Source organism: Metabacillus lacus (assembly GCF_009674805.1).
In the GTDB taxonomy this organism is placed as follows: domain Bacteria; phylum Bacillota; class Bacilli; order Bacillales; family Bacillaceae; genus Metabacillus_C; species Metabacillus_C lacus.
In genome coordinates this window covers 195,387-217,064 of record NZ_WKKI01000002.1, presented here as the reverse complement: position 1 = coordinate 217,064, position 21,678 = coordinate 195,387, and the positions used below count along the sequence as shown (strand labels likewise).

24 protein-coding genes are annotated in these 21,678 nt (G+C 41.5%); 22 read left to right on the top strand and 2 right to left on the bottom strand.

Annotated elements, in window-relative coordinates; genetic code table 11:
* The first annotated feature begins 107 nt into the window (after positions 1-107).
* The 10 genes from GJU40_RS21330 (at position 108) to GJU40_RS02450 (ending at position 10,230) form a co-directional block, all read left to right on the top strand.
* Positions 108-1,175 carry a helix-turn-helix domain-containing protein gene (locus tag GJU40_RS21330; protein ID WP_154306153.1) on the top strand — a complete coding sequence of 356 codons (1,068 nt, stop codon included), beginning with the start codon at positions 108-110 and terminating at the stop codon, positions 1,173-1,175.
* Positions 1,172-2,632 (top strand): RecQ family ATP-dependent DNA helicase, encoded by a 1,461-nt coding sequence (locus tag GJU40_RS02490; protein WP_154306152.1) that lies wholly within the window; start codon positions 1,172-1,174, stop codon positions 2,630-2,632. The genes GJU40_RS21330 and GJU40_RS02490 overlap by 4 nt, the downstream gene beginning before the upstream one ends.
* A gap of 16 nt (positions 2,633-2,648) precedes the next feature.
* Positions 2,649-3,242, top strand: coding sequence for a CPBP family intramembrane glutamic endopeptidase (locus tag GJU40_RS02485; protein WP_343031344.1), 594 nt, complete (start codon positions 2,649-2,651; stop codon positions 3,240-3,242).
* A complete protein-coding gene (locus GJU40_RS02480) occupies positions 3,239-3,970 on the top strand; it encodes a LysM peptidoglycan-binding domain-containing protein (protein ID WP_154306151.1) in 732 nt (243 codons plus the stop codon). The genes GJU40_RS02485 and GJU40_RS02480 overlap by 4 nt, the downstream gene beginning before the upstream one ends.
* 180 nt (positions 3,971-4,150) lie before the next feature.
* Positions 4,151-4,612 (top strand): DUF2663 family protein, encoded by a 462-nt coding sequence (locus GJU40_RS02475; RefSeq protein WP_154306150.1) that lies wholly within the window; start codon positions 4,151-4,153, stop codon positions 4,610-4,612.
* A gap of 115 nt (positions 4,613-4,727) precedes the next feature.
* Positions 4,728-5,504, top strand: a complete 777-nt coding sequence (locus GJU40_RS02470) for a metallophosphoesterase (RefSeq protein WP_246188247.1) — start codon at positions 4,728-4,730, stop codon at positions 5,502-5,504.
* Positions 5,505-5,944: 440 nt separating this feature from the next.
* The gene (locus GJU40_RS02465; protein ID WP_154306149.1) at positions 5,945-6,871 is read left to right on the top strand and encodes a MerR family transcriptional regulator; all 927 of its coding nucleotides are present in this window, start codon (positions 5,945-5,947) and stop codon (positions 6,869-6,871) included.
* Positions 6,872-6,985: 114 nt separating this feature from the next.
* Positions 6,986-7,579 carry a genetic competence negative regulator gene (locus GJU40_RS02460; protein ID WP_154306148.1) on the top strand — a complete coding sequence of 198 codons (594 nt, stop codon included), beginning with the start codon at positions 6,986-6,988 and terminating at the stop codon, positions 7,577-7,579.
* A 302-nt stretch (positions 7,580-7,881) separates the two neighbouring features.
* Positions 7,882-9,153, top strand: a complete 1,272-nt coding sequence (locus tag GJU40_RS02455) for a Glu/Leu/Phe/Val family dehydrogenase (RefSeq protein ID WP_154306147.1) — start codon at positions 7,882-7,884, stop codon at positions 9,151-9,153.
* 96 nt (positions 9,154-9,249) lie between these two features.
* Complete coding sequence (locus GJU40_RS02450) at positions 9,250-10,230, top strand: YpdA family putative bacillithiol disulfide reductase (RefSeq protein ID WP_154306146.1); 981 nt, start codon at positions 9,250-9,252, stop codon at positions 10,228-10,230.
* A gap of 12 nt (positions 10,231-10,242) precedes the next feature.
* On the opposite strand, the gene GJU40_RS02445 is transcribed toward GJU40_RS02450, so the two are convergent.
* The gene (locus GJU40_RS02445) at positions 10,243-11,214 is read right to left on the bottom strand and encodes an asparaginase (protein WP_154306145.1); all 972 of its coding nucleotides are present in this window, start codon (positions 11,212-11,214) and stop codon (positions 10,243-10,245) included.
* 163 nt (positions 11,215-11,377) lie between these two features.
* On the opposite strand from GJU40_RS02445, the gene prsW reads away from it, so the two are divergent.
* The 9 genes from prsW (at position 11,378) to fni (ending at position 19,269) form a co-directional block, all read left to right on the top strand.
* On the top strand, positions 11,378-12,037 hold the full coding sequence (gene prsW / locus GJU40_RS02440; protein WP_154306144.1) for a glutamic-type intramembrane protease PrsW: 660 nt from the start codon (positions 11,378-11,380) through the stop codon (positions 12,035-12,037).
* A gap of 168 nt (positions 12,038-12,205) precedes the next feature.
* The gene (sleB, locus tag GJU40_RS02435) at positions 12,206-13,234 is read left to right on the top strand and encodes a spore cortex-lytic enzyme (RefSeq protein WP_154306143.1); all 1,029 of its coding nucleotides are present in this window, start codon (positions 12,206-12,208) and stop codon (positions 13,232-13,234) included.
* Between the two features lie 17 nt (positions 13,235-13,251).
* Positions 13,252-14,595 carry a germination protein YpeB gene (gene ypeB / locus GJU40_RS02430; RefSeq protein WP_154306202.1) on the top strand — a complete coding sequence of 448 codons (1,344 nt, stop codon included), beginning with the start codon at positions 13,252-13,254 and terminating at the stop codon, positions 14,593-14,595.
* Between the two features lie 109 nt (positions 14,596-14,704).
* On the top strand, positions 14,705-15,361 hold the full coding sequence (locus GJU40_RS02425) for a flagellar brake protein (RefSeq protein WP_154306142.1): 657 nt from the start codon (positions 14,705-14,707) through the stop codon (positions 15,359-15,361).
* Positions 15,362-15,412: 51 nt separating this feature from the next.
* Positions 15,413-15,589, top strand: a complete 177-nt coding sequence (locus GJU40_RS20655; RefSeq protein ID WP_170289306.1) for a YpfB family protein — start codon at positions 15,413-15,415, stop codon at positions 15,587-15,589.
* A 67-nt stretch (positions 15,590-15,656) separates the two neighbouring features.
* The gene (gene cmk / locus GJU40_RS02420) at positions 15,657-16,328 is read left to right on the top strand and encodes a (d)CMP kinase (protein ID WP_154306141.1); all 672 of its coding nucleotides are present in this window, start codon (positions 15,657-15,659) and stop codon (positions 16,326-16,328) included.
* Between the two features lie 5 nt (positions 16,329-16,333).
* The gene (locus tag GJU40_RS02415; RefSeq protein ID WP_154306140.1) at positions 16,334-16,942 is read left to right on the top strand and encodes a lysophospholipid acyltransferase family protein; all 609 of its coding nucleotides are present in this window, start codon (positions 16,334-16,336) and stop codon (positions 16,940-16,942) included.
* A 114-nt stretch (positions 16,943-17,056) separates the two neighbouring features.
* Positions 17,057-18,205, top strand: coding sequence for a 30S ribosomal protein S1 (gene rpsA, locus GJU40_RS02410; protein WP_154306139.1), 1,149 nt, complete (start codon positions 17,057-17,059; stop codon positions 18,203-18,205).
* Positions 18,206-18,219: 14 nt separating this feature from the next.
* Complete coding sequence (gene fni, locus GJU40_RS02405) at positions 18,220-19,269, top strand: type 2 isopentenyl-diphosphate Delta-isomerase (protein WP_343031350.1); 1,050 nt, start codon at positions 18,220-18,222, stop codon at positions 19,267-19,269.
* Between the two features lie 216 nt (positions 19,270-19,485).
* Here fni and GJU40_RS02400 read toward each other — a convergent pair whose 3' ends face one another.
* A complete protein-coding gene (locus GJU40_RS02400; protein WP_154306137.1) occupies positions 19,486-19,617 on the bottom strand; it encodes a YpzI family protein in 132 nt (43 codons plus the stop codon).
* 127 nt (positions 19,618-19,744) lie between these two features.
* Between GJU40_RS02400 and GJU40_RS02395 the strand changes: the two genes are divergently transcribed.
* Genes GJU40_RS02395 through GJU40_RS02385 form a run of 3 tightly spaced genes read left to right on the top strand, consistent with a single transcriptional unit; the run spans position 19,745 to position 21,427 of the window.
* Positions 19,745-20,344 carry a YphA family membrane protein gene (locus GJU40_RS02395; protein ID WP_154306136.1) on the top strand — a complete coding sequence of 200 codons (600 nt, stop codon included), beginning with the start codon at positions 19,745-19,747 and terminating at the stop codon, positions 20,342-20,344.
* 1 nt (position 20,345) lies between these two features.
* Complete coding sequence (locus GJU40_RS02390; RefSeq protein ID WP_154306135.1) at positions 20,346-21,239, top strand: YIEGIA family protein; 894 nt, start codon at positions 20,346-20,348, stop codon at positions 21,237-21,239.
* Complete coding sequence (locus GJU40_RS02385) at positions 21,236-21,427, top strand: capping complex subunit for YIEGIA (RefSeq protein ID WP_343031343.1); 192 nt, start codon at positions 21,236-21,238, stop codon at positions 21,425-21,427. Before GJU40_RS02390 ends, GJU40_RS02385 begins: the two co-directional genes overlap by 4 nt.
* The last annotated feature ends 251 nt before the right edge of the window (positions 21,428-21,678 follow it).

The following is a 21,678-nucleotide window of genomic DNA, read 5'->3' as shown; positions in this document are numbered from 1 at the left end:
TCATTTGTAATTTTCCCTTATAGTACCCCTTTAAACATTTTCATTTTCCCGAAAACTGATAAAATAGAGTTAAATCGAAACATGTCAAATCTTGCAGGGTGATATTAGTGAAAGATGAATATTTTGCAGTCATTGTCCTTTTTTGTATTAAAATGTTAAGGGGAGAAAGATCTCTTCCTGCAGTTTATCACCTGTTTAAGGGGAAAAAATCTTCTCAGACCATTCAGGACTGCCGCTTATTCAATTTGCACCAGCTGTTTTCGCTTTTTCAGGATATCACCAGAAGAGACATAGAGGATGCTGGGAAGTACCTGGTGGAAAACGGATATGTTCTCTGCTCAGCTGAGGATAAATATTTGATTACTCAGCAGGGTGAAACATTTCTCAGCAGCACAATGCAAAAGAGGCACATCCCTTCTTTGCTGAACGGCTGGGAATATGGCGATGCTGCAAGAGAGCTTTGGAGCAAACTTGCTCTTTTGGTACAGGTTCTTTCTAATTACAAGGATGGTCATAAAGCTTACCTGCCAATTACCAACAATGAGAAAACGATATCCTGGCTGAAGTCATATTTGCCCGCAAACAGGGAGGAGCGCCTGGCATTATCTTCTCAATTATATGCTGAACTCTCACATTTGCTTCAAGAGCACAGTACCGCTGAAGCAGAAATTTTTGTATATAAACTGTCTTCTGCGAAACGTATTGGATATACGAACAGCCAGATTGCAGACATGTTCACAGAGAATGAGTCGTTTGTCTCCCTCTCATTTTGGAACGTTCTTCACGGCATTGTATCAAAAGCAGACAGTGGGAAATTTCCGGTCCTGCACGAAATAGCAAATACCCATAAGAGAGAAAGACTTTATTTGACAGCTTCCACCGCAAAAACGCTTCAGTTTATTTCTTCCGGCTTTACCATAGATGAAATCGCAGTGCGGCGCGGCTTAAAAAAAAATACGATCGAAGACCACATTGTTGAAATTGCCCTGAATGATCCTGCGTTTGAATATGAAGGTTTTATTTCAACAGATCAGCTTGATGCGATTGTCAGGGAAATCAAGAATAAAAACACGTTTCAGCTGAAAGTGTTAAAAGAAGCTTTAAAACACGAGTATAGTTATTTTCAAATCAGGCTGGCCGTTGCTGTAGCTGGAAAGGAGATATTGCACAAATGAATTTAACACCCATTTTGAAATCGCGGTTTGGCTATGAATCATTTCGGCCCGGGCAGGAGGACATTCTACTCGACATTCTCTCAGGCAGAGATACGATCGCTCTTCTTCCAACCGGCGGAGGCAAATCTCTTTGTTATCAGCTTCCTGCATATGTTGGTGAAGGAAGCGTTCTGATTGTTTCACCTTTGCTGTCGCTAATGGAAGATCAGGTCCGCCAAATAAAAATGAGGGGCGAAAAGAGGGTCATTGCCCTGAACAGCTTTTTGAACGGATTTGAAAAAGAAAAGGCACTGAACTCTCTTGGGGATTACCGCTTTATCTTCAGTTCGCCTGAGGCCTTGGGAAACAGCAGCGTGTTAAGGGCGCTCAGGCAGAGTAATATATCTCTGTTTGTTGTTGATGAGGCACATTGCATTTCTCAATGGGGCCATGACTTCAGGCCTGATTACTCCAGGCTGGGCAGCATAAGGGCTTCTTTAAATTCCCCCGTCTGCCTTGCACTGACCGCTACTGCAACTACTGAAGTGATAGATGATATCAAAGCCTCGTTATGTTTGTTGAACCCGAGTGAGAGGCTGCAGAGTATTGACCGGCCAAACATTGGTATTTCACTGGAACAGCATGACTCGTTAAAAGATAAGCTGAACAGGCTGGGTGAACTTGTGCAGCAGCTAAAAGGTCCGGGCATTATTTACTGCAGCAGCAGGCAATGGACAGAGAAGCTTTCAGCTGCTTTAAGAGAACAGGGAATTGAGAAAACAGCATATTATCATGGAGGCATGGATAACGAGCAGAGAATACTCATACAGCAGCAATATATACATGGACAGCTCGATGTTGTTTGCTGTACAAATGCTTTCGGCATGGGCGTCAATAAGGAGAATGTCAGATATGTCATCCATTTTCACATACCATCACAGCTTGAATCATATATGCAGGAAATAGGCAGAGCAGGAAGAGATGGTCTTCCCAGCATTGCAATTATGCTCATATCAAAGGGAGATTTTGAGATTCCCAAAAATCTGATTTCATCAGAATTTCCAGAAAAAGATCAGGTGAAGTACTTTACAGATCATCTGCAGGAAATATTGGAGGGAAATCCCGAACATTTCGGCTTTACGGAAACACAGGGCAGATATTTGACCTTCCTGACCAGTCAGCATGCTGAAGAACAGCAGCAAATTCCGCTTTTCAGCTACATAAACCAGAGAATCTCTGCCCGATTGGAACATAAGCATGACAAGCTCAGAAACATGGTAGAGTTTGCCAGCTTGACCACCTGCAGAAGAAAATTTATTCTCGAATATTTCGGCAGCCAAATACCCCAAAAGGCAGCGGAGATTTGCTGTGATGTGTGCGGACTGCAGCTAAAAGCGTATCTATCTGCAGGGAATAGGCAGGAAGAGAACAGCCCATTGAGAGACTGGCGCCTTGAATTGCAGGATATTTTTCTATAAAGAGAGTTGTTCATGAGTGTTTAAAAACCAAAATGAGCTGATTTCCAGGTTAACAGACAAACAAATGGTTCAGCAGCTGTATCTCACACAAGCCTTCCTTCTTTTAGCATCAATTCTTTTGGGCTTCTTTCTTTTTCAGTCTTTTGCAGAATTTATGTCTTTGTGGAATGTTTCCTTTTACAGCATATTCTTTATAGGTGGAGGTACCGCACTTCTTGTCATTGCAGCTGACTTGCTGCTCGTCAAATTTGTGCCGGAACACATGCTTGATGATGGTGGAATCAACGAAAAGCTATTTCGAAGCCAAAGCGTGCCTAGTATTATCTTTTTGACAGCGCTAATTGCAGTAACAGAGGAGCTTTTGTTCCGCGGAATCATTCAGACGCATTTCGGCCTTTTTACAGCCAGCATCATTTTTGCGCTCCTGCATTTCCGCTATATAACCAAATGGGTGTTATTTATCATGGTAGTCGGGGTCAGTTTTTTACTGGGAATTGTGTTTGAGGCAACCGGAAGTCTGCTGACGACTATTTTTGCCCATTTTATAATCGATCTGGTCTTTGCTTTGCAAATCAGAATTTCTTATAAACATAGAGGTGATAAAGGATGACTCAGGAAAAAGTGCAGATGGACCGCAGAAAGTATCATAAAGAGAAAATGATTCAAGAGAGAAAAGATAAAACAGGTGCTTATCCTTCCAGGAAAGAAGTGCATACAAGGGTAAAAAAGCAGGAGGAAAAAAACACTAAGCATAAAAAGCTGAAATATCCCGTTATTAGTATTCTTGCTGTACTGTTTATTCTGCTGCCAGTCATGATTTTATCTTATTCATATTATACAGAAGCCAAAGGCGATCTTCCCTTTGGTGGGGGAGGAGATTTTGAAAATATCTTTATCCAAAAAGGCAGCAGCGGCAATGTACCGGCTGCCTCAATAAAACTCCAAAAGGAAACGAAGGAAGAAACGCAGACAGCCGAAAAAGAGGCTGATGAACGTCAAGAAGACAGTAAGCCGGCTCAAGAAAACGTGGAAGAGGAGCCTGCCTCTGTACAATCTGCTGAGGACACAGCAGACCCGGAAACCAGCTCTCCCCAGAATGAAGCTTCAGATACTGTTCCACTCGCAGCACAAGAAGAGAATCAGCCGGAAGAGCCCCAGCCTGCAGAGGAATATGATGTGATTTCCCATACTGTTGGCCCTGAGGAAAATTTATTTCGTATTTCAATGAAGTATTATAACAGTCGTTCAGGTGAAGAACTGATACGAAGCTGGAACAATTTGCATGGTAATGAAATCTATCAGGGTCAGGTGTTAAAGATACCAATTCAAAGATATTGAGTGCTAACCGCTGAACTGATAACAACTCTCCCGTACATGTGGGAGGGTTGTTTATTTACGTTACTAAAGTAAGAATTACTCTATATCTATACCCCCGGCTTTCTCTCAAATAAGAGCTTCTGCTTCATAGAATGCTGCCTTCCTTCATAATATGTATTATTAACGGACAAGGGTGATGATATGGAACAGGCCATTAGGGAATTGGATCAGCATACTACTGATGAACCCGCTAAACATATGCTGCAGGGACTTGTTGAAAAGAAGAGAAAGTTTGATACTTTAAAAAAGAAGTGCCTGCAGGGTCAGTTGTTTACATTCGGTTTTGCCATTTGTTTTATGATCTATTTTTATTACTTCATCCTTCAGCCGAACACGGTTGATTTTACAGTCATACTGAGCAGATTTGTGCAGGATCCGTTTCATTTATTCTTTGTCGTTGGAATTGCAGCCGGTTATGCAACTTGTGTATATTACAAGAAAAAAGAGGAAAAAGCTGAGGCTGAGTATCATCAATTAAGGTGTGAAGTTATCAAAAAAAGCCAGGAGCTGTGGCCTCAGCCCTATTTCTGGAAGAAAAGACATGAAGTATATACGATGATGAAAAGTGAGTTTGGCATAAACTTATTTTTTGAGAGCAAATAATGTCCTTATGCTTCAGCAAATGCCTGCGTTTCTTGACGAAGCAGGCATTTTTCCTTGTTTTGAAATCTGTTTTTATATATGATATGTCAAATAAGAAGAGGAGCAGCAGGAGGATATGATGGTAATTGTTTATATCACAATGGCATTTGGAGCATGTTTGTTTTTTTATATGCTTTATAATGCGTTCAGAAATAATGTAAAGAATCAAACGCTTTACTTTAGGAATCTTCCAGAGGAATTTGATGGCTTTAAAGTGTTATTTATCTCTGATATTCACAGGAGAAGAGTCACTCACAGACTAATTAGTAAGATTTCAAGCAGTCCGGATGCTGTTTTGATTGGCGGAGATATGACGGAAAAAGGTGTACCTGCCAGCAGAACGAGAGAAAATGTCAAGAGGCTGTCCGAAATAGGTCCGCTTTATTTTGTATTAGGGAACAATGATTACGAAGTGGATACTCTTGAGCTGACAGCTATGTTAGAAGAGCACGGTGTTTCTGTCTTACAGAATAGTTCAGTAGTGCTTACGTCCGAAACAGGAAAATCACTTGCTGTTGTGGGTGTGGATGAAATGAAATTCAGGAAGGATAACCTTTCTCTGGCTTTAAAAGGGAGCGGTGAAGCAGATTTTCGTATTCTGCTCTGTCACAATCCTGATATTGTGAAAAAGGTAAAAGCTGATGATTCCATTCATCTCATTTTAAGCGGCCATACTCACGGGGGGCAAATCCGAATTTTTGGCTTCGGACCCTATGAAGCTGGAGGTATTAAGAAAGCTAATGGCCTAATAACACTCATCAGCAATGGTTATGGAACTACTCAGCTTCCTCTCAGGCTTGGTGCCCATCCGGAAGTGCATATGATCACGTTGAAAAAAGGCTGCGATAAATAAACTATTGTTTCCTCACAAGTAACAGGGTCCGTTTAATCCAGCTAGGAAAGGACAAATAATGCTGCAAAGGAAAAAAAAACAGAACTTTTGTAGTGATGCACAGGAAAATAACTCTTTTCATGCTGCTTTGGGATTAATAGGCGGAATACCTAAGGAGAGCTATTCTTTAAATAAGCAGAAATGTGATGCCTGTTGATCAGGTCAGAATCCTCATTCTCAACCATGCAGCACCCAGTGATTGCAGAGCTATAATGAAATTAATTAATATCTCTTTATAAAAAATCGCCCACAACTGCTTTTCAAAGATTATACAAAGTTTACACAGTGTGTTTAATCCTATATAATTTAAGCCATGATGCTGCGCGCTTAAGGTAATGTTTACCAATTATAATTTGATTGTACGCATTACCATTGTGATTTATTTAATGGAGGAAACACTAATGTCTAATCAAGAAGGAAAATATAATATTAAAGCTGTTTCCAAAATGCTTGGTATCCAGTCCGGTACTCTTCGTGCATGGGAGAGAAGATATAATATGATAGCGCCTGTCCGTAATGATTCCGGCCACAGGCTTTATACTGAGGAACATTTAAAAATTCTGAAATGGCTGATTGCAAAAGTGAATAAAGGCTTTACGATTAGTCAGGCCGTCAATCTTATGGAAAACAGCGGGCTGAAAGAGAGTGTTCCTGAGAACGGTGAGGAGAATATCTCCCGTAACCATTCACAGGATTTGATGGAAGAGCTGATGAGAGCTCTTTTGGCTTTTGATGAAAGTGAAGCACATGAGTTAATGAATAAAGCATTTAGTTTATATTCCATCGATAAGGTGGTTATAGATATACTGGGTACAATGCTCGTGAAAATAGGCGATTTATGGGAAACTGGCAAAATCACCTCTGCACATGAGCATTTTGCTTCGTCGTTTCTTCGTTCCAGAATCGGGATGATACTTCACACTCTGCCGGTAAATGGGTTGCTGCCAAAGGTAATCGCTGTTTGCGGTCCGGATGAATGGCATGAGCTTGGCCTGCTGATTTATACTTTGTATTTAAGAAGACAGGGGTTTGAAGTAATCTATTTAGGGTCAAGCATTGCTGAAGGTGATATCGATATTGTGCTGGATCAGATTCAGCCGAAGTTCCTGTTTCTGGCCTGCACGCTGATTGCTAACCTTCCTAAAACACTTCAGCTTGTTGACCGGCTGGAAGAAAAGTATGAAGAACTTATCATCGGCCTTGGCGGAACAGCTTTTCAACGTGCAACCCTAAAAGAGTTGGAACCATTCTCAGATCACATTGTCGGCGAGACTCGCGGAGATTGGGATACATGGCTGAGAAAAAAGCTCCAGACACAGTACACATGAACAAAGGCTTGTCTTCTTTTTGCTGACAGTGTAAACTGTTAACAAATTCAAGAACCAACTTTCTTATTTCACATAGTATGAATGGAGATAAGTGTGACGGCAGGAGGGAAAACAATGCGGCTGGAGCGTCTGAACTACAACAAAATTAAAATCTTTTTAACAATCGACGATCTTGTTGACCGGGGTTTAACAAAAGAGGACCTTTGGAAGGACTCCTTGAAGGTTCATCAGCTATTTAGGGAAATGATGAACGAAGCCAGCGAGGAGCTTGGTTTTGAAGCTCATGGACCAGTGGCTGTTGAAGTGTATTCTCTCCAGGCGCAAGGTATGGTTATCATTGTAACTAAAAATCATGAAAATGAAGATACTGAGGAAGAGTACGAAGATGATTATATAGAAATGCAGGTGAAGCTTGATGAAACAAGCGACATCGTATATGAATTTCAAAGCTTTGAAGATTTAATTCAGCTGTCAGGCTGCCTGAACAGGCTGGACGTAAACGGCGGTTCCGTTTACTTTTTTAACAGCTGCTATTACCTGCTGATTGACGGCGAACAATATATTTCATTGGATCATCTCATTGCAGTTCTCGCAGAATATGGGAGTCCGACAACTTATACTAAATACAGGATTAAGGAATACGGCAAAGAGATATTTGCTGATTTCGCCATCCAGGGTTTAAATCAATTCTTTGGAGAAAAGCGGTGATAATTTTACCGCTTTTTTTATATGGAATGATCTGCTGATAAATACGGGCCGCTTACAGTGAATATCCATGCTGGCTTTGAAATTAGACCGTCTTTTCCCGCGCATAATCATCTTCTTAAATGCCCGCTGAAATGTTTTTTTATATTCTAAACCCCCTATTTGTAATCGCTTACAAATTAAATGCAATTTTTCTCCAGATTGAATTGTTTTGTCTTTGCAGAAAGAGAGGGAAGGTGTATACTATGTCATGAAAGGTGGACGCCACTATTTTTAACTTGAATGTATATTAGGAGGTTTACTGAATGGTAGCCGAAAAAAACACCGGAAAACAGAAGGACACTCATGATGTCTTAAAATCAACTCAAACGGTGATACATAAGGCCCTTGAAAAGCTGGGTTATCCTGAAGAAGTATATGAATTGTTAAAAGAACCAATCCGAATGATGACAGTAAAAATACCTGTAAGAATGGATGATGGCTCTGTAAAAATCTTTACCGGCTACCGTGCACAGCATAATGATGCTGTTGGACCGACAAAGGGCGGAATCAGATTTCATCCTCAAGTTTCTGAAAAGGAAGTTAAAGCGCTTTCGATATGGATGAGTTTAAAATGCGGAATTGTTGACTTGCCTTATGGCGGGGGAAAAGGGGGTATCGTCTGTGATCCCCGAGACATGTCATTCAGAGAGCTTGAAAGGCTGAGCAGGGGCTATGTTCGGGCAATCAGCCAGATTGTCGGGCCTACAAAGGATATACCGGCTCCTGATGTTTTTACAAATTCGCAGATTATGGCGTGGATGATGGACGAATACAGCCGGATAGATGAATTCAATTCCCCGGGCTTCATTACAGGCAAGCCGCTTGTGCTTGGAGGATCCCACGGACGGGAGTCAGCTACTGCAAAAGGCGTGACAATCTGTATTGGTGAGGCGGCTAAAAAGAAAGGCATTACTCTGCAGGGTGCCCGTGTTGTCGTGCAGGGATTTGGAAACGCAGGAAGCTATCTTGCGAAATTTATGCATGATGCAGGAGCAAAGGTAATCGGTATTTCTGATGCATATGGCGGGCTTCATGATGAAGACGGCCTCGATATTGATTATCTGCTTGACCGCAGAGACAGCTTCGGAACAATTACAAAGCTGTTTAACAATACGATTACCAATAACGAGCTGCTGGAGCTGGATTGCGATATCCTTGTACCTGCGGCAATTGAAAATCAAATTACGGAAGACAATGCCCATAATATTAAAGCAAGCATTGTAGTGGAGGCTGCGAACGGCCCAACCACACTCGAAGGAACAAGAATATTAACAGACCGGGGAATCCTGCTTGTTCCTGATGTTCTTGCCAGTGCAGGGGGAGTAACCGTTTCCTATTTTGAATGGGTTCAGAACAATCAGGGGTATTACTGGACAGAAGAAGAAGTGGAAGAAAAACTGGAAAAAGTAATGGTAAAATCTTTTGGAAATATTTATGACACAGCTTCAAACCGCAGAGTAGATATGAGGCTGGCAGCTTATATGGTTGGTGTAAGGAAGATGGCTGAAGCCTCACGTTTCAGAGGCTGGATTTAAATCCTGAAGCCCTTCTATTTGCAACTGACTGAAAAATCTCCTATCATTGTATAGGAGATTTTTTGCAGTACAACAGATCATATGGAGTGACTTCCCATGAATAAAGAAAAAGCCATCATTATAGGTGGAGGGCCCTGCGGCCTTGCTGCAGCGATAGCCTTGAAAAATATTGGAATGAATCCTCTTGTTATTGAAAAGGGTAACATCGTCAATGCAATCTACAATTATCCAACTCATCAAACATTCTTCAGTTCGAGCGAGAAGTTGGAGATTGGCGACGTCGCATTTATAACAGAAAACAGAAAACCTGTCAGAAATCAGGCTCTCAGCTACTACAGGGAAGTAGTGAGGAGAAAAGAACTGCGTATCAATGCTTTCGAAAAGGCGGAAGAAGTCCAAAAAGCGCAAAACGGATTTTTGGTATATACAGATAAAGCACAGTATGAAGCTTCCTATATCATTATAGCGACCGGTTATTATGATCATCCGAATTATATGGGCATTCCAGGCGAAGAGCTTCCGAAGGTATCCCATTATTTTAAAGAAGGACACCCATTTTTCGGTAAGCGGGTGGCGGTGATCGGCGGGAAAAATTCAAGTGTGGATGCAGCGCTGGAACTCGTCAAAGCTGGTGCAGATGTAACGGTCCTTTACAGGGGAAGCGAGTATTCGGCAAGTGTGAAGCCGTGGATTCTTCCCGAATTCCATGCGCTTGTTCGAAACGGCACGATTACAATGGAGTTTAATTCCCTTGTGGATAAAATAGCGCAGGATACATTGTCGTATACCAAGAACTGCAAAGAACAGATTACCATACAGAACGATTTCGTATTTGCAATGACTGGCTATCATCCTGATCATAACTTTCTGCGTAAGATGGGGATCTCCATTGATGAAGAAACAGGGCGTCCTTATTACAGTCATGAAACCATGGAAACAAATGTAGAGGGTATCTTTATAGCAGGAGTAATTGCGGCCGGGAATAATGCCAATGAAATATTTATAGAAAACGGAAGGTTTCATGGAGATTCAATTGCTGCCAGCATTCTGGAGTACGAAAAAAAATCAAGGGGTTAGCCCTTGATTTTTTTAATGTGAAAAAATTTGCTCCAGTTTTTCTATGTTTTTAGTTGTTTGTAGTGCAAGCATCAGCTTAATCCGGGCTTTCTGACCATTAAGGCCGTTGCTTAATATCACGCCCATATCTTTAAGCTGCTTTCCGCCGCCTTCATATGCATAGATATCCTGAACTACGCCGTTAAAGCAGCGGGAAACCATCACGACAGGGATTTTCCTGTTTATGAGTTTTTGCACTGCCTGTGCTACTTTTGGCGGCAGATTTCCCTGTCCCAGCGCTTCAATCACAAGACCGTCCAAGGTACTGTTTCCTATTAAGTCAAAAATAAATTCATCCATGCCGGCATAAGCTTTAAGCAGCAGAACATTTTTGTTAATACTGGTGACAGGAATTCTTTCAGATAACAGGGGCATATGATGAAAATTCACGCCCTTTTTATTTACAATTCCAATCGGACCATATTGAGGGCTCTGAAATGTGCTCACATTGGAAGTGTGGGTTTTAGTCACGTTTTTGGCAGTATGAACCTCATCATTCATCACAACAAGAACGCCTTTTTCACGAGCTTCATCAGCGGATGCTACACGAACAGCCGAAATAAGATTGTACAGCCCGTCTGATCCAAGCTCATTGCTGGAGCGCATTGCTCCTGTTAACACAACTGGTATCTCGGTTGTTAATACGATATCTAAAAAATACGCTGTTTCTTCAAGAGTATCGGTGCCGTGAGTGATTACCACTCCATCTATTTGATCACTCTTTGTATAGTCTTCAATTTTACATTTCAGCTTCAGCATTTCAGCTGGAGTAATGTGGGGAGAGGGCAGATAAAATACTTCTTCCATAAGAAAATTCACATCTTCAAATAAATGAGCGCTGTTCAGCATCAGCGGATTTTCCTGTCCCGGTTTCACTTCTCCCGTTTTGTCGTCCTGCTCCATTGAAATGGTTCCTCCAGTATGAAGGATTAATATCTTTTTCATCTTTTCTCCCCCAATGAATCTTTCTATTGATATAGAATAAAGGATTACGAGTAGAAAAATCAACGACGAAGAAAGCCAAAGTTAGAAAATGTATACATTTTCAATTCAATAGGAACATGGTACGATGTTATTTAGAAGATATTTCAAGAAATGAGGCTTTTGAATGCTTGCGATCATTTCTGCCGGAATTGCGCCGGGACTTGCACTCCTCAGTTATTTTTATTTAAGAGACAAATATGAAACAGAACCGGTTTCAATGGTCATCAGAGCTTTCATTTTTGGGGTTTTGCTTGTATTTCCAATCATGTTTTTACAGTATGTGATAGAACTGGAGCAGGTTTTCTCCAATCCTGCTGTCCATATCTTTTTTACATATGGATTTCTTGAAGAGTTTTTCAAGTGGTTTATTCTGTTCTATACAATCTATCAGCATGTGCAATTCTCGGAGCATTATGACGGTATTGTGTACAGTGTTGCAGTCGCCATGGGTTTTGCGACCTTTGAAAACATCCTTTATCTATTTGCAAACGGAATTGAGCATGCATTTGGAAGGGCCATGCTACCGGTATCGAGTCATGCTCTTTTTGGAGTCGTGATGGGCTATTATCTTGGAAAAAGCAAGTTTTCAGAAAAAAAGGATAGGCCAAAATGGCTGTTTCTCTCTTTATTTATCCCGTTTTTGCTGCACGGCACCTATGATTTAATTTTGTATCTTTACCATCATTGGCTGTTTATCATTCTCCCGTTCATGGTTTTCTTATGGTGGTTTGGTTTGCGAAAGGCAAGAAAAGCAAATGTTATAGAACAGCATGCGGATTATTAAGGCTGACGCCCTGTCAGTCTTATTTTTTTTTTCACAATTGAACTGTGAATTGCCATCCGTGAATGAAAAGCACCTGATTATTTTCCTTTTTTCATCAAATGGCGAATAAAATACCAGCGGCAACAAAAAATACAATATAACAAATTTACAATGATTGGAGGCAGCAAGATGAAAAAGAAGAATGTTAAAACCACGACTGTGTTGATCTTGTTAGCAGCAATTTTGAGCATCACTCATTTTGTGGCACTTCCATCCCATACAGCCCATGCATTCACAGCTCAGGTTATCCAAAGAGGAGCCACGGGGGATGATGTGGTTGAGCTGCAGGCCAGGCTTCAGTATAACGGATATTATCATGGGCCGATTGATGGTGTGTATGGGTGGAGTACTTACTGGGCAGTCCGCAATTTTCAACATCAATTTGAGCTGAAGGAAATTGATGGACTGGTAGGCACGAAAACGAAAAATATGCTTGCCGACTACACGAAGTTTTATGCTGAATTTGTGCATACACAGCTGAATAAGGGCAGAGATTTTACTCACTACGGCGGAATTCCGCTGAAACAGCAGGTAGCTCCTACTAAGGCTGAAAAAGCAAAATTTAAGCAGCAGGCTGAAGCAAGAAGAGCTCAGCAGGAAAAACAATATGCTGCCCGGCAGCCAGCCGGGGAAGGTACAGAAGGGCAGGAAACGCCAGAACAGCCGCAAGAACAGTCTCAGGAACAAGGGCAGCCTCCACAGCCTCAGCCTGAAGAGCAGGCTCAACCGGATCAGCAGGCACAGCCTGAAGAACAAGCAGAGCCTCAGCAGCAGAATGCCGCTGTGAACATGCCGGAAGGTTTTTCGCAAAATGACATTCAGCTGATGGCCAATGCCGTATACGGGGAAGCGCGGGGCGAACCTTACGTCGGCCAGGTGGCAGTGGCAGCAGTTATCTTGAATCGCCTGAACAGCCCTACTTTTCCAAATACAATTTCAGGTGTAATTTTTGAACCTAGAGCTTTTACTGCTGTAGCAGATGGTCAAATCTGGCTGACACCGAACGAAAGAGCAAAAGAAGCAGTAATGGATGCGATAAATGGCTGGGATCCTTCCGAAAATGCAATGTACTATTTTAATCCCATTACTGCTACAAGCGGCTGGATATGGGGCCGCCCGCAAAAGAAGCAAATCGGAAAACATATCTTCTGTGATTAAGAAGGGGTGAGATGATGATGATAAGAGGAATATTAATAGCCGTCCTGACTGTTGGATTGGTCGGCACCGGCTATTGGGGCTATAAAGAACATCAGGAAAAAAATGCTCTTTTAATAGAGGCAGAAAATAACTATCAGCGAGCTTTTCATGATTTAACATACCAGGTTGATCATTTGCATGACCAGATTGGAGCAACACTCGCAATGAATTCAAGAAAGTCTCTTTCACCTGCCCTGGCGGATGTTTGGAGAATTACTTCAGAGGCTCACAATGATGTCGGACAGCTGCCTCTGGCACTGCTGCCTTTTAATAAAACAGAAGAGTTTCTGGCTAAGATCAGTGACTTCAGCTACCGGGCAGCTGTACGTGATCTTGATAAAGAACCGTTATCAGATAAAGAATACGAAAATCTGCAGGCTCTGTATGAGCAATCTGCAGACATTCAGAATGAATTGCGTTCCGTTCAGCATAAAGTCCTTGCCAACAACCTGAGATGGATGGATGTTGAGATGGCTCTTGCTTCAGGTAAAAAGCAAGCGGACAACACAATTATCGACGGCTTCAAAACTGTTGAGAGAAATGTGGATGCATACTCGGAAACCGATCTTGGACCTTCCATGACATCAGTTAAAAACCGTGATGAGGGCTTTAAGCATTTGGAAGGCAAAACAATAAATGAAGAAGAAGCTGTGAGGATTGCAAAGGAATTTGTACCTGACACAACGGATTCCTTTAAAGTAACAAAAAGCGGAAAAGGAGCTGACTTTCAGTTTTACAGTATATCTATTAACCATCAGAAGAATCAAGCTGACATTTATATGGATATTACTGAAAAGGGGGGCCATCCTATTTGGCTTATTCAGGAACGGGAAGTCAAAAACCGCAAAATCAGCTTGAATGATGCCTCCAATAAAGCTGCAGAATTTTTAAATTCGCATGGCTACAAAAATTTGCAGCTGGACGAAACAGCTCAATACGATAATATTGGTGTCTTTACCTTTGTTCCAGTAGAGAATCAGGTAAGGCTTTATCCTGAAGCAGTTCGGATGAAGGTGGCAATGGATAATGGGCAGGTTGTTGGTTATTCAGCAAGAGATTATTTGTCCTCACACCGCAAAAGGGAGCTGCCTAAGCCGCAAATAGAGGAAAAGGAAGCTGCAGGCATGCTGAATCCAAACCTGCAGATTCAGGAAACGAGATTAGGGTTAATCGTTAACGAATTAGGAGAAGAAGTATTGTGCTACGAATTCTTCGGTACGATTGACAATGACACATACAGGATTTTTGTGAATGCAAAAGACGGTTCTGAAGAAAAGGTTGAAAAGCTAGATAATTCCGAACCGCTGTACAGCGGCTTGTGATTTTGGAAAAGGAAAAGTTGAAAGAGACTTTTCCTTTTTTTCATTCCATGATTTAATAGTAAAGACAGCCTATGAGTAACTATGAGTAAATAATGAAAGTGATGGTTTTATGCTGAATATCGGGGATGTATTATTGCTTGAGCAAGAGGGTGAAGGCAAACAACGAATGAAATGCAAAATTGCCGATCTTGACTCAAACTACATATACATTGATTATCCAATCAATGAAGAATCAGGAAAGACTGCTTTTCTGATGAATGACGAATGTTTGTATGCTTCCTTTACAACCGGAGAGCAGGCATACAGATTCACTTCAAAAGTTGCAGGAAGAAAAAAAGAAAAAATTCCATTAATCTTGCTTAAGCTTCCTTCAGAAGAAAAAATAGAGCGGATCCAAAGACGGCAGTTTGTCAGGATTGAGGCAGCTTTAGATGCTGCTGTTCACTCGCTTGACGGAACATTCGGTCCTTTTACTACGCTGACTTCGGATATCAGCGCGGGGGGATGTGCCATTAAGCTGAATGAAGGACATCCACTTGGACACTCCAGAGAGATAAGGCTGCTGCTCGCTTTGCCTTTTAAAGAAAAAGTGGAATATATTGATGCGAAGGCAGACATTATCCGCATTCTTAAAAATGAAAAAACGGGCACACTGAAAGCCCCGCTTCATTTTACCGAGATACAGGAAAGTGACAGGCAGGCTGTTTTGCGCTATTGCTTTGAAAGGCAGCTGCTTCTAAAGAAAAAAGGGCTTCTTCCAGAATAAACCACAAACTTTTTCAGCATACTAGTAGAAAAATGCAGGAGTTGACCTTGCTTGCCGCGACTTGAAAAGCTGTTGATCAAAATCATTGCAGTTCAATTAGTATGCCTGATTATTGTTCAGATCCTCATTCAGCAGGAAGCTGTATCACCCTATTTATCTAAAGTTGTTCAATATGAGGGCGTAAATAAAATGACCGTAACAGAATGGCTTGAAACATTTAAACAATGATCATTGCAGGTGAGCCCAGCCTGCAATTTTGTTTTTCAGCAATTCTATGAAACTAAAGGAGAAAAGTATGACACGAAAAATTTCAATTGCAATAGACGGACCGGCAGCTGCTGGAAAAAGCACAGTTGCTAAAATTATTGCAGAGGATATGACATATATTTATATTGACACCGGCGCCATGTACCGTGCTATCACATTTGAAGCCCTTAACAAAGGAATCAGCCTTGAGGATGAAGAGGCTCTAAATATGCTGCTGAAAGATACACAGATTGCCTTAATTCCTAAGAACGGAAGGCAATTGGTAGAAATAAACGGTATGGATGTCACAGATATTATTCGCAGTAATGAAGTGACCAATTCAGTTTCCATTCCAGCCAGGCTTCCAAAAATAAGAGAAGAAATGGTGAAACGGCAGAGAGAAATGGCTTCCTCAGGCGGTGTTGTGATGGACGGCAGAGATATCGGGACCCATGTTCTTCCCCATGCAGAAGTAAAAGTATTCCTAAGAGCTTCAGTGGAAGAAAGAGCTCGAAGAAGATTTGAGGAGAATCTCGGGAAAGGGATCGACACCGACTTGGAACTTCTAAAGCATGAAATAGCCCTGCGTGATAAAATTGATTCAGAAAGGGAAGCTGCTCCCTTGAAAAAAGCAGAAGATGCAGTAGAAATTGATACAACCTCTCTCGATATACAAGGTGTGGTCGGCAGAATTAAGGAATTAATTAACGAAAGGCTCTGATTAATATGTTATTTTATCAATTTGCAAGATCTGTGGTTGCTTCAGTTTTAAAGCCCCTGTATAGAATAAAGGTCAGCGGGCTTGAGCATTTCCCAAAAGAGGGGGGAGTGCTTCTTTGTACAAACCACATTGATAATTTTGATCCTCCCGTAGTGGGAATCACCTCTCCCAGGATGGTTCACTTTATGGCAAAAGAAGAATTGTTTAAAGTTCCTGTTCTTGGAAATACAGTAAGAAATCTTGGTGCTTTTCCGGTTAAAAGAGGTATGAGCGACAGAGAAGCATTGAGAAGCGGGCTTAAAATCCTGAAAGATGGGGGTGTGCTCGGACTGTTTCCTGAAGGAACAAGAAGCAAAAACGGAGAGCTGGGAAAAGGACTGGCAGGAGCAGGCTTTTTTGCTCTGAGATCTCAGGCTCATGTTGTGCCGTGTGCAATCATTGGTCCTTATAAGCCCCTTCAGCCTTTAAGGGTTGTTTATGGAGAACCGCTGAACTTAACAAAACTGAAAGAGCAAAAAGCTTCTGCTGAGATGGTTACTGCTGTTATAATGGAATCAATAAGCGATCTGCTGATCAAAAACGGCCGGCAGCCGCTGCCACTTGACAAAAGTTAGCATTTATCAGAAGTTTATAAAAAGTGGGTTTTTCATTTCATTCTTTAGGGAATGGAAATTATACATATTCTTTTTATTAAGTCGGGCAGGTTTTGGCCAAGGAGGTAAAACGGAATGGTAGAAGAGATGAACTCAGTTGATGTAAAAACCCCGGAAGTTGGAGATGTAGTCAGAGGAACAGTTTCAAAAGTAGAGGATAAACAGGTAATTGTTGAAATTGAAAATGTGAAACACAGTGGAATTATCCCGATCAGTGAGCTTTCCAGCCTGCATATTGAAAAAGCTTCTGATGCAGTAAGCGAAAATGACGAGCTTGAGCTTAAGGTAACAAAAGTAGAGGATGAAGCTCTCATTCTTTCTAAAAGGGCTGTGGATTCCGACAAAGCATGGACTGATCTTGAGAGAAAATACGAAGATAAAGAAATTTTTGAAGCAGAAGTAAAGGATGTTGTCAAAGGCGGCTTGGTCGTTGACCTTGGCGTACGGGGATTTATTCCTGCTTCACTTGTTGAAACGCATTTTGTGGAAGATTTTTCTGATTATAAAGGAAAAACCATTTCACTCATGGTAGTGGAGCTTGATAAGGAGAAAAACCGTGTCATTCTTTCCCACCGTGCTGTTGTTGAAAAAGAACAGACTGATAAAAAGCAAGGTCTTCTAGACAACCTTCAAGTTGGTGATGTTGTTGACGGCACTGTACAAAGATTAACAGACTTCGGTGCCTTTGTAGACATCGGCGGAATAGACGGTCTTGTCCATATTTCTCAACTGTCCCATACACATATTGACCGGCCTTCAGATGTTGTTGAAGAAGGGCAGAGCGTCAAAGTAAAAATTCTGTCTGTCGACCGGGATAATGAAAGAATTTCTCTTTCTGTCAAAGAAACTCTGCCAGGACCTTGGGAAGATATCAGTGACAGACTCAAGCAGGGTGAAGTTGTTGAAGGAACTGTCAAGCGCCTTGTTACATTCGGTGCATTTGTAGAGATTCTGCCAGGGGTAGAAGGCCTGGTCCATATATCTCAAATTTCCAACAAGCATATCGGCACACCTCAGGAAGTGCTGGAAGAAAATCAGACTGTAAAAGTAAAAGTTCTTGATGTGAATGAAAATGAACAAAGAATTTCTCTAAGCATTCGTGAGCTGGAAGAATCGCCAAAAGCATCTGATGATGATTTCCGTAATTATCAGCAAAAGGAAGAGTCCAGTTCCGGCTTTCAGCTTGGCGAAATGATTGGAGATCAGCTTAACAAACTAAAATAAATTGGTGATGAATGGTGAGCAGAGCAAAGCGAAAAATCGATCATATCAATCATGCAATAAAAACCGGGCAAAGCCGCCAAAATGGTTTTGACGATGTTTCATTTGTTCACCACAGCCTTCCGAATATTTCTGTAAATGAAATTTCACTTCAGACGTCCATTGGCGAACTTTTATTAAGTTCGCCATTTTTTATTAATGCGATGACTGGCGGAGGCGGACAGGAAACATTACATATTAATAGGAATCTTTCTCTTGCAGCTGCAGAATGCAACATACCAATCGCTGTAGGATCGCAAATGTCTGCAGTCAGAGACCCCGCTGAAAGAAGCACATTTGAAGTAGTCAGAAAGGTAAATCCAAAAGGGATCATTTTTGCGAATCTTGGGAGTGAAGCTTCTGTTGAGCAGGCTCGGCAGGCAATAGAAATGCTTGAAGCAAATGCGATTCAAATTCATTTGAACGTTATTCAGGAACTTGTCATGCCTGAAGGAGACAGAAACTTCAAGGGGGCATTGGATCGAATTGCTCAAATTGCAGCATTGTCGGGCGTTCCTGTTATCGTGAAAGAAGTTGGCATGGGCATTAGTAAAGAGACAGCTGTAAAGCTTGAGAGTGCGGGAGTTACAGCAATTGATGCAGGGGGCTATGGGGGTACCAACTTTTCTAAGATAGAAAATATGCGCAGATCCACGGTTCTTTCCCAGTTTGATGATTGGGGAATTCCAACTGCAGCCTCCATTGCCGAAATTTCACCCTCTGTTCGAGAAGTAACTATTATTGGTTCAGGCGGGATTACAAACGCTTTAGATGCAGCCAAGGCCATAGCCCTTGGAGCATCAGCAGCTGGTCTGGCTGGATTTCTTTTGAAAACTTTTGTAGACAGGGGCTATGAAGCTTTAATTGAAGAAATTTCATCATTAAAAGAGAATCTTGCTTATATCATGACTGCTCTTGGTGCAGCCTCTATTGCTGAACTTCAAAAAAAGCAGCTCGTTATATCTGGGGAAACTCATCACTGGCTATCTCAAAGAGGCGTCAGCACAGAGGAGTTCAGCAGAAGATAATGCAATGCAATGTAATGACTGATTTATTAATTCCCAAAGGTTATCATAGCTTTCAGTATTCGTACATGTAGTAAAAAAAGGGTGAATTCCAGCATTGTTCTGGCATTCACCCTTTTTAATTTTGTGGATTTTTTTGCATTGCTCCCTGCATGCCGGTATTCATCTGCTGTACGAGGCATACAACACAGTGGTCTGGTAACAGAAATACCTGACTGCTTATTTATTTCGTCTTCTTGCTGATTCAGGTCCTTCCATTACGGTTGCTCCGTTGTAGTTAATCTGCTGATCGCGGTCTGATTCAACTCTTCCGCTTTTTTTGAGCTTTTTTTCTTGTCTATCCTTTCCCATCTGCTTCCCTCCTTTATCAAGTAATATTGTTTAACTTCTGCTGCAGGATGATACAAAACAATTTTGCTGTTTTTGGATTAAGTTACATGTTTTCAATCCATAATGGTAATAATGGGGAGGATGATGTATGGAGGGAATATTATTTTTATGGTTAGCTTGGGGTTATTGGCTGTACTGTACATTCCTTATGCAAAAAAACAAAGCACGGACTTTACAGTCGGCTGCTGTGCTAACAATTATTATATGTAGTTCTCTTTCACTGCAGCTTGGTGCCTTTCACGTTACAGGCGCATTGCTGCTGATTTGGATCATCTCTATGATAAGTGCTTCAGCTGGCGGCTTGCATTATACCTTGACGTTTCCGGCTCTCGTGCTGGCTCTCACACTTGCATCTTCAGGACTTAGGCTGTTTGAGCTTTGTGATCCAGTCTGGTTTGTTGTAAGCGGTGTTCAGCTTGCATCAGCTATTGCTGCAGTATGTTCTAATTATTTCGGGAAATCACTGCAGGAAAAGCTCAGTGTTTATGGCATGTCAATGATTCAAGGCGAGGTTTTATACAGCTTGCTGATTCACCGGCTGAATCCGGAAGGGGTTATAGGATCTCTTGCATTTCTGGATCCTTTTTTTGCAGGTGGAGCTTTTATTGTCTTATGGTCAGCTTTTAACATTTATGTTGTCAATATGGAGAGCTGGCTTGAAAGAACTTGGAAGGAAAGGGAGGGATAGCATGAATGAATTTGTGTATCCGATTTTGTTTGGAGTCATAGTAGGAGTAGCGATTCGCATGTATATGCTGAAAACTGATTACAGGCAATATCCTACCTATTTGCATGGCAAGGTCATACATATTGCTTTAGGATTTATTGCGGCAGGACTGGGAACGATTGCTGTTCCTGCAATTATGGAGGAAGAATTTACTGCCATCACCTTTTTAGCTCTGGCGGCTTCGCAGTTCAGGGATGTTCGGAATATGGAACGAAACACCTTAACAGAACTTGATGATTTAGAGCTTGTGCCTAGAGGCAAAACATATATTGAGGGCATCGCAGTTGCATTTGAAAGCAGAAATTATATCGTCATTTTTTCCTCACTGCTGACCACTTTTGCCTATCTTGTTTTCAATATATTTGCGGCAGCAGTTGCGGCGATTCTTTGTCTGCTTGCAGCAAGAATGCTGATGGCTGGCAAAACACTAAAAGATATTGTGGATATTGAGTATGTAGAACCTCATTTTGAAGGTGCTGGGCTGCTTGTGGACGATATTTATATCATGAATATCGGAATTCCAGAAAAACAGAAAATGATTTTAAAGTATGGAATGGGGTTTGTTCTGGTTCCTAAAAACATGAATGCCAGATCTACTATTGCAAATCTTGGTCAGCGGCAGGCAATCCTGCACGATGTATCCATTGCCCTTGGCATTGTAACCGACTCTGGAGAACCTTCCCTATCGCCTCTTGCCAAGCGGGATCTTGATGACGGCAGAGTTGGCATTTTTGTGCTGCCGCAGTTGAAAGACAGGGAGATGGCTTTACAGGTGATAGGTGATGTCCCAATCCTCGAAAATGCTATCAGGATGCCAACGGAAATGAAAGCCAGCAAAAGGGGTCGATCACAGTGAGCGCTGCACTAGAAAAATACATACTCGCCATTATTACGACCAGCCCTGAAAAAGCTGCAGGCGGAACGGCTATATTTGTCTGCCGAGACAGAGATGAAATGGACTTTTATGCCAGAAATCTCGAAGCAATACTGGATGGTATTGCCCATGGAATCGGGGAAGATATGTACGTGGTTGTAAGACATTAAGTTGTCGAACTTAGGAAAAACTGATAAAATATAAAAGTTAACCCTTCTATGGCAAACTAGAAGGGTTTCTTTTATAAAAGAATGGCCAGGCTCTCTTCTGCTGATACGGCCGGCCACAATCCTGATGTATTGCTGTTACAACTGTTTCTTTTTATAAAAGTATGCTGTTTTTATATTCTTACTTATTTCAAAAATTCTTTCTTATAGCAGATATGAAATGTGTGGATGACTACTCATGAATTGGACTATTT

What these genes read in the sequence shown, in the direction of transcription:
- GJU40_RS02395 (WP_154306136.1), top strand. Translation starts at nt 19,745, where the DNA reads ATGGAGGGAATATTATTTTTATGGTTAGCTTGGGGTTATTGGCTGTAC.
- GJU40_RS02445 (WP_154306145.1), bottom strand. Translation starts at nt 11,214, where the DNA reads ATGAAAAAGATATTAATCCTTCATACTGGAGGAACCATTTCAATGGAG.
- prsW (WP_154306144.1), top strand. Translation starts at nt 11,378, where the DNA reads ATGCTTGCGATCATTTCTGCCGGAATTGCGCCGGGACTTGCACTCCTC.
- cmk (WP_154306141.1), top strand. Translation starts at nt 15,657, where the DNA reads ATGACACGAAAAATTTCAATTGCAATAGACGGACCGGCAGCTGCTGGA.
- GJU40_RS02400 (WP_154306137.1), bottom strand. Translation starts at nt 19,617, where the DNA reads ATGGGAAAGGATAGACAAGAAAAAAAGCTCAAAAAAAGCGGAAGAGTT.
- GJU40_RS02460 (WP_154306148.1), top strand. Translation starts at nt 6,986, where the DNA reads ATGCGGCTGGAGCGTCTGAACTACAACAAAATTAAAATCTTTTTAACA.
- GJU40_RS02450 (WP_154306146.1), top strand. Translation starts at nt 9,250, where the DNA reads ATGAATAAAGAAAAAGCCATCATTATAGGTGGAGGGCCCTGCGGCCTT.
- GJU40_RS02490 (WP_154306152.1), top strand. Translation starts at nt 1,172, where the DNA reads ATGAATTTAACACCCATTTTGAAATCGCGGTTTGGCTATGAATCATTT.
- GJU40_RS02480 (WP_154306151.1), top strand. Translation starts at nt 3,239, where the DNA reads ATGACTCAGGAAAAAGTGCAGATGGACCGCAGAAAGTATCATAAAGAG.
- GJU40_RS02390 (WP_154306135.1), top strand. Translation starts at nt 20,346, where the DNA reads ATGAATGAATTTGTGTATCCGATTTTGTTTGGAGTCATAGTAGGAGTA.
- GJU40_RS02465 (WP_154306149.1), top strand. Translation starts at nt 5,945, where the DNA reads ATGTCTAATCAAGAAGGAAAATATAATATTAAAGCTGTTTCCAAAATG.
- GJU40_RS02475 (WP_154306150.1), top strand. Translation starts at nt 4,151, where the DNA reads ATGGAACAGGCCATTAGGGAATTGGATCAGCATACTACTGATGAACCC.
- rpsA (WP_154306139.1), top strand. Translation starts at nt 17,057, where the DNA reads ATGGTAGAAGAGATGAACTCAGTTGATGTAAAAACCCCGGAAGTTGGA.
- ypeB (WP_154306202.1), top strand. Translation starts at nt 13,252, where the DNA reads ATGATAAGAGGAATATTAATAGCCGTCCTGACTGTTGGATTGGTCGGC.
- GJU40_RS02470 (WP_246188247.1), top strand. Translation starts at nt 4,728, where the DNA reads ATGATGGTAATTGTTTATATCACAATGGCATTTGGAGCATGTTTGTTT.
- GJU40_RS02455 (WP_154306147.1), top strand. Translation starts at nt 7,882, where the DNA reads ATGGTAGCCGAAAAAAACACCGGAAAACAGAAGGACACTCATGATGTC.
- sleB (WP_154306143.1), top strand. Translation starts at nt 12,206, where the DNA reads ATGAAAAAGAAGAATGTTAAAACCACGACTGTGTTGATCTTGTTAGCA.
- GJU40_RS02425 (WP_154306142.1), top strand. Translation starts at nt 14,705, where the DNA reads ATGCTGAATATCGGGGATGTATTATTGCTTGAGCAAGAGGGTGAAGGC.
- GJU40_RS02415 (WP_154306140.1), top strand. Translation starts at nt 16,334, where the DNA reads ATGTTATTTTATCAATTTGCAAGATCTGTGGTTGCTTCAGTTTTAAAG.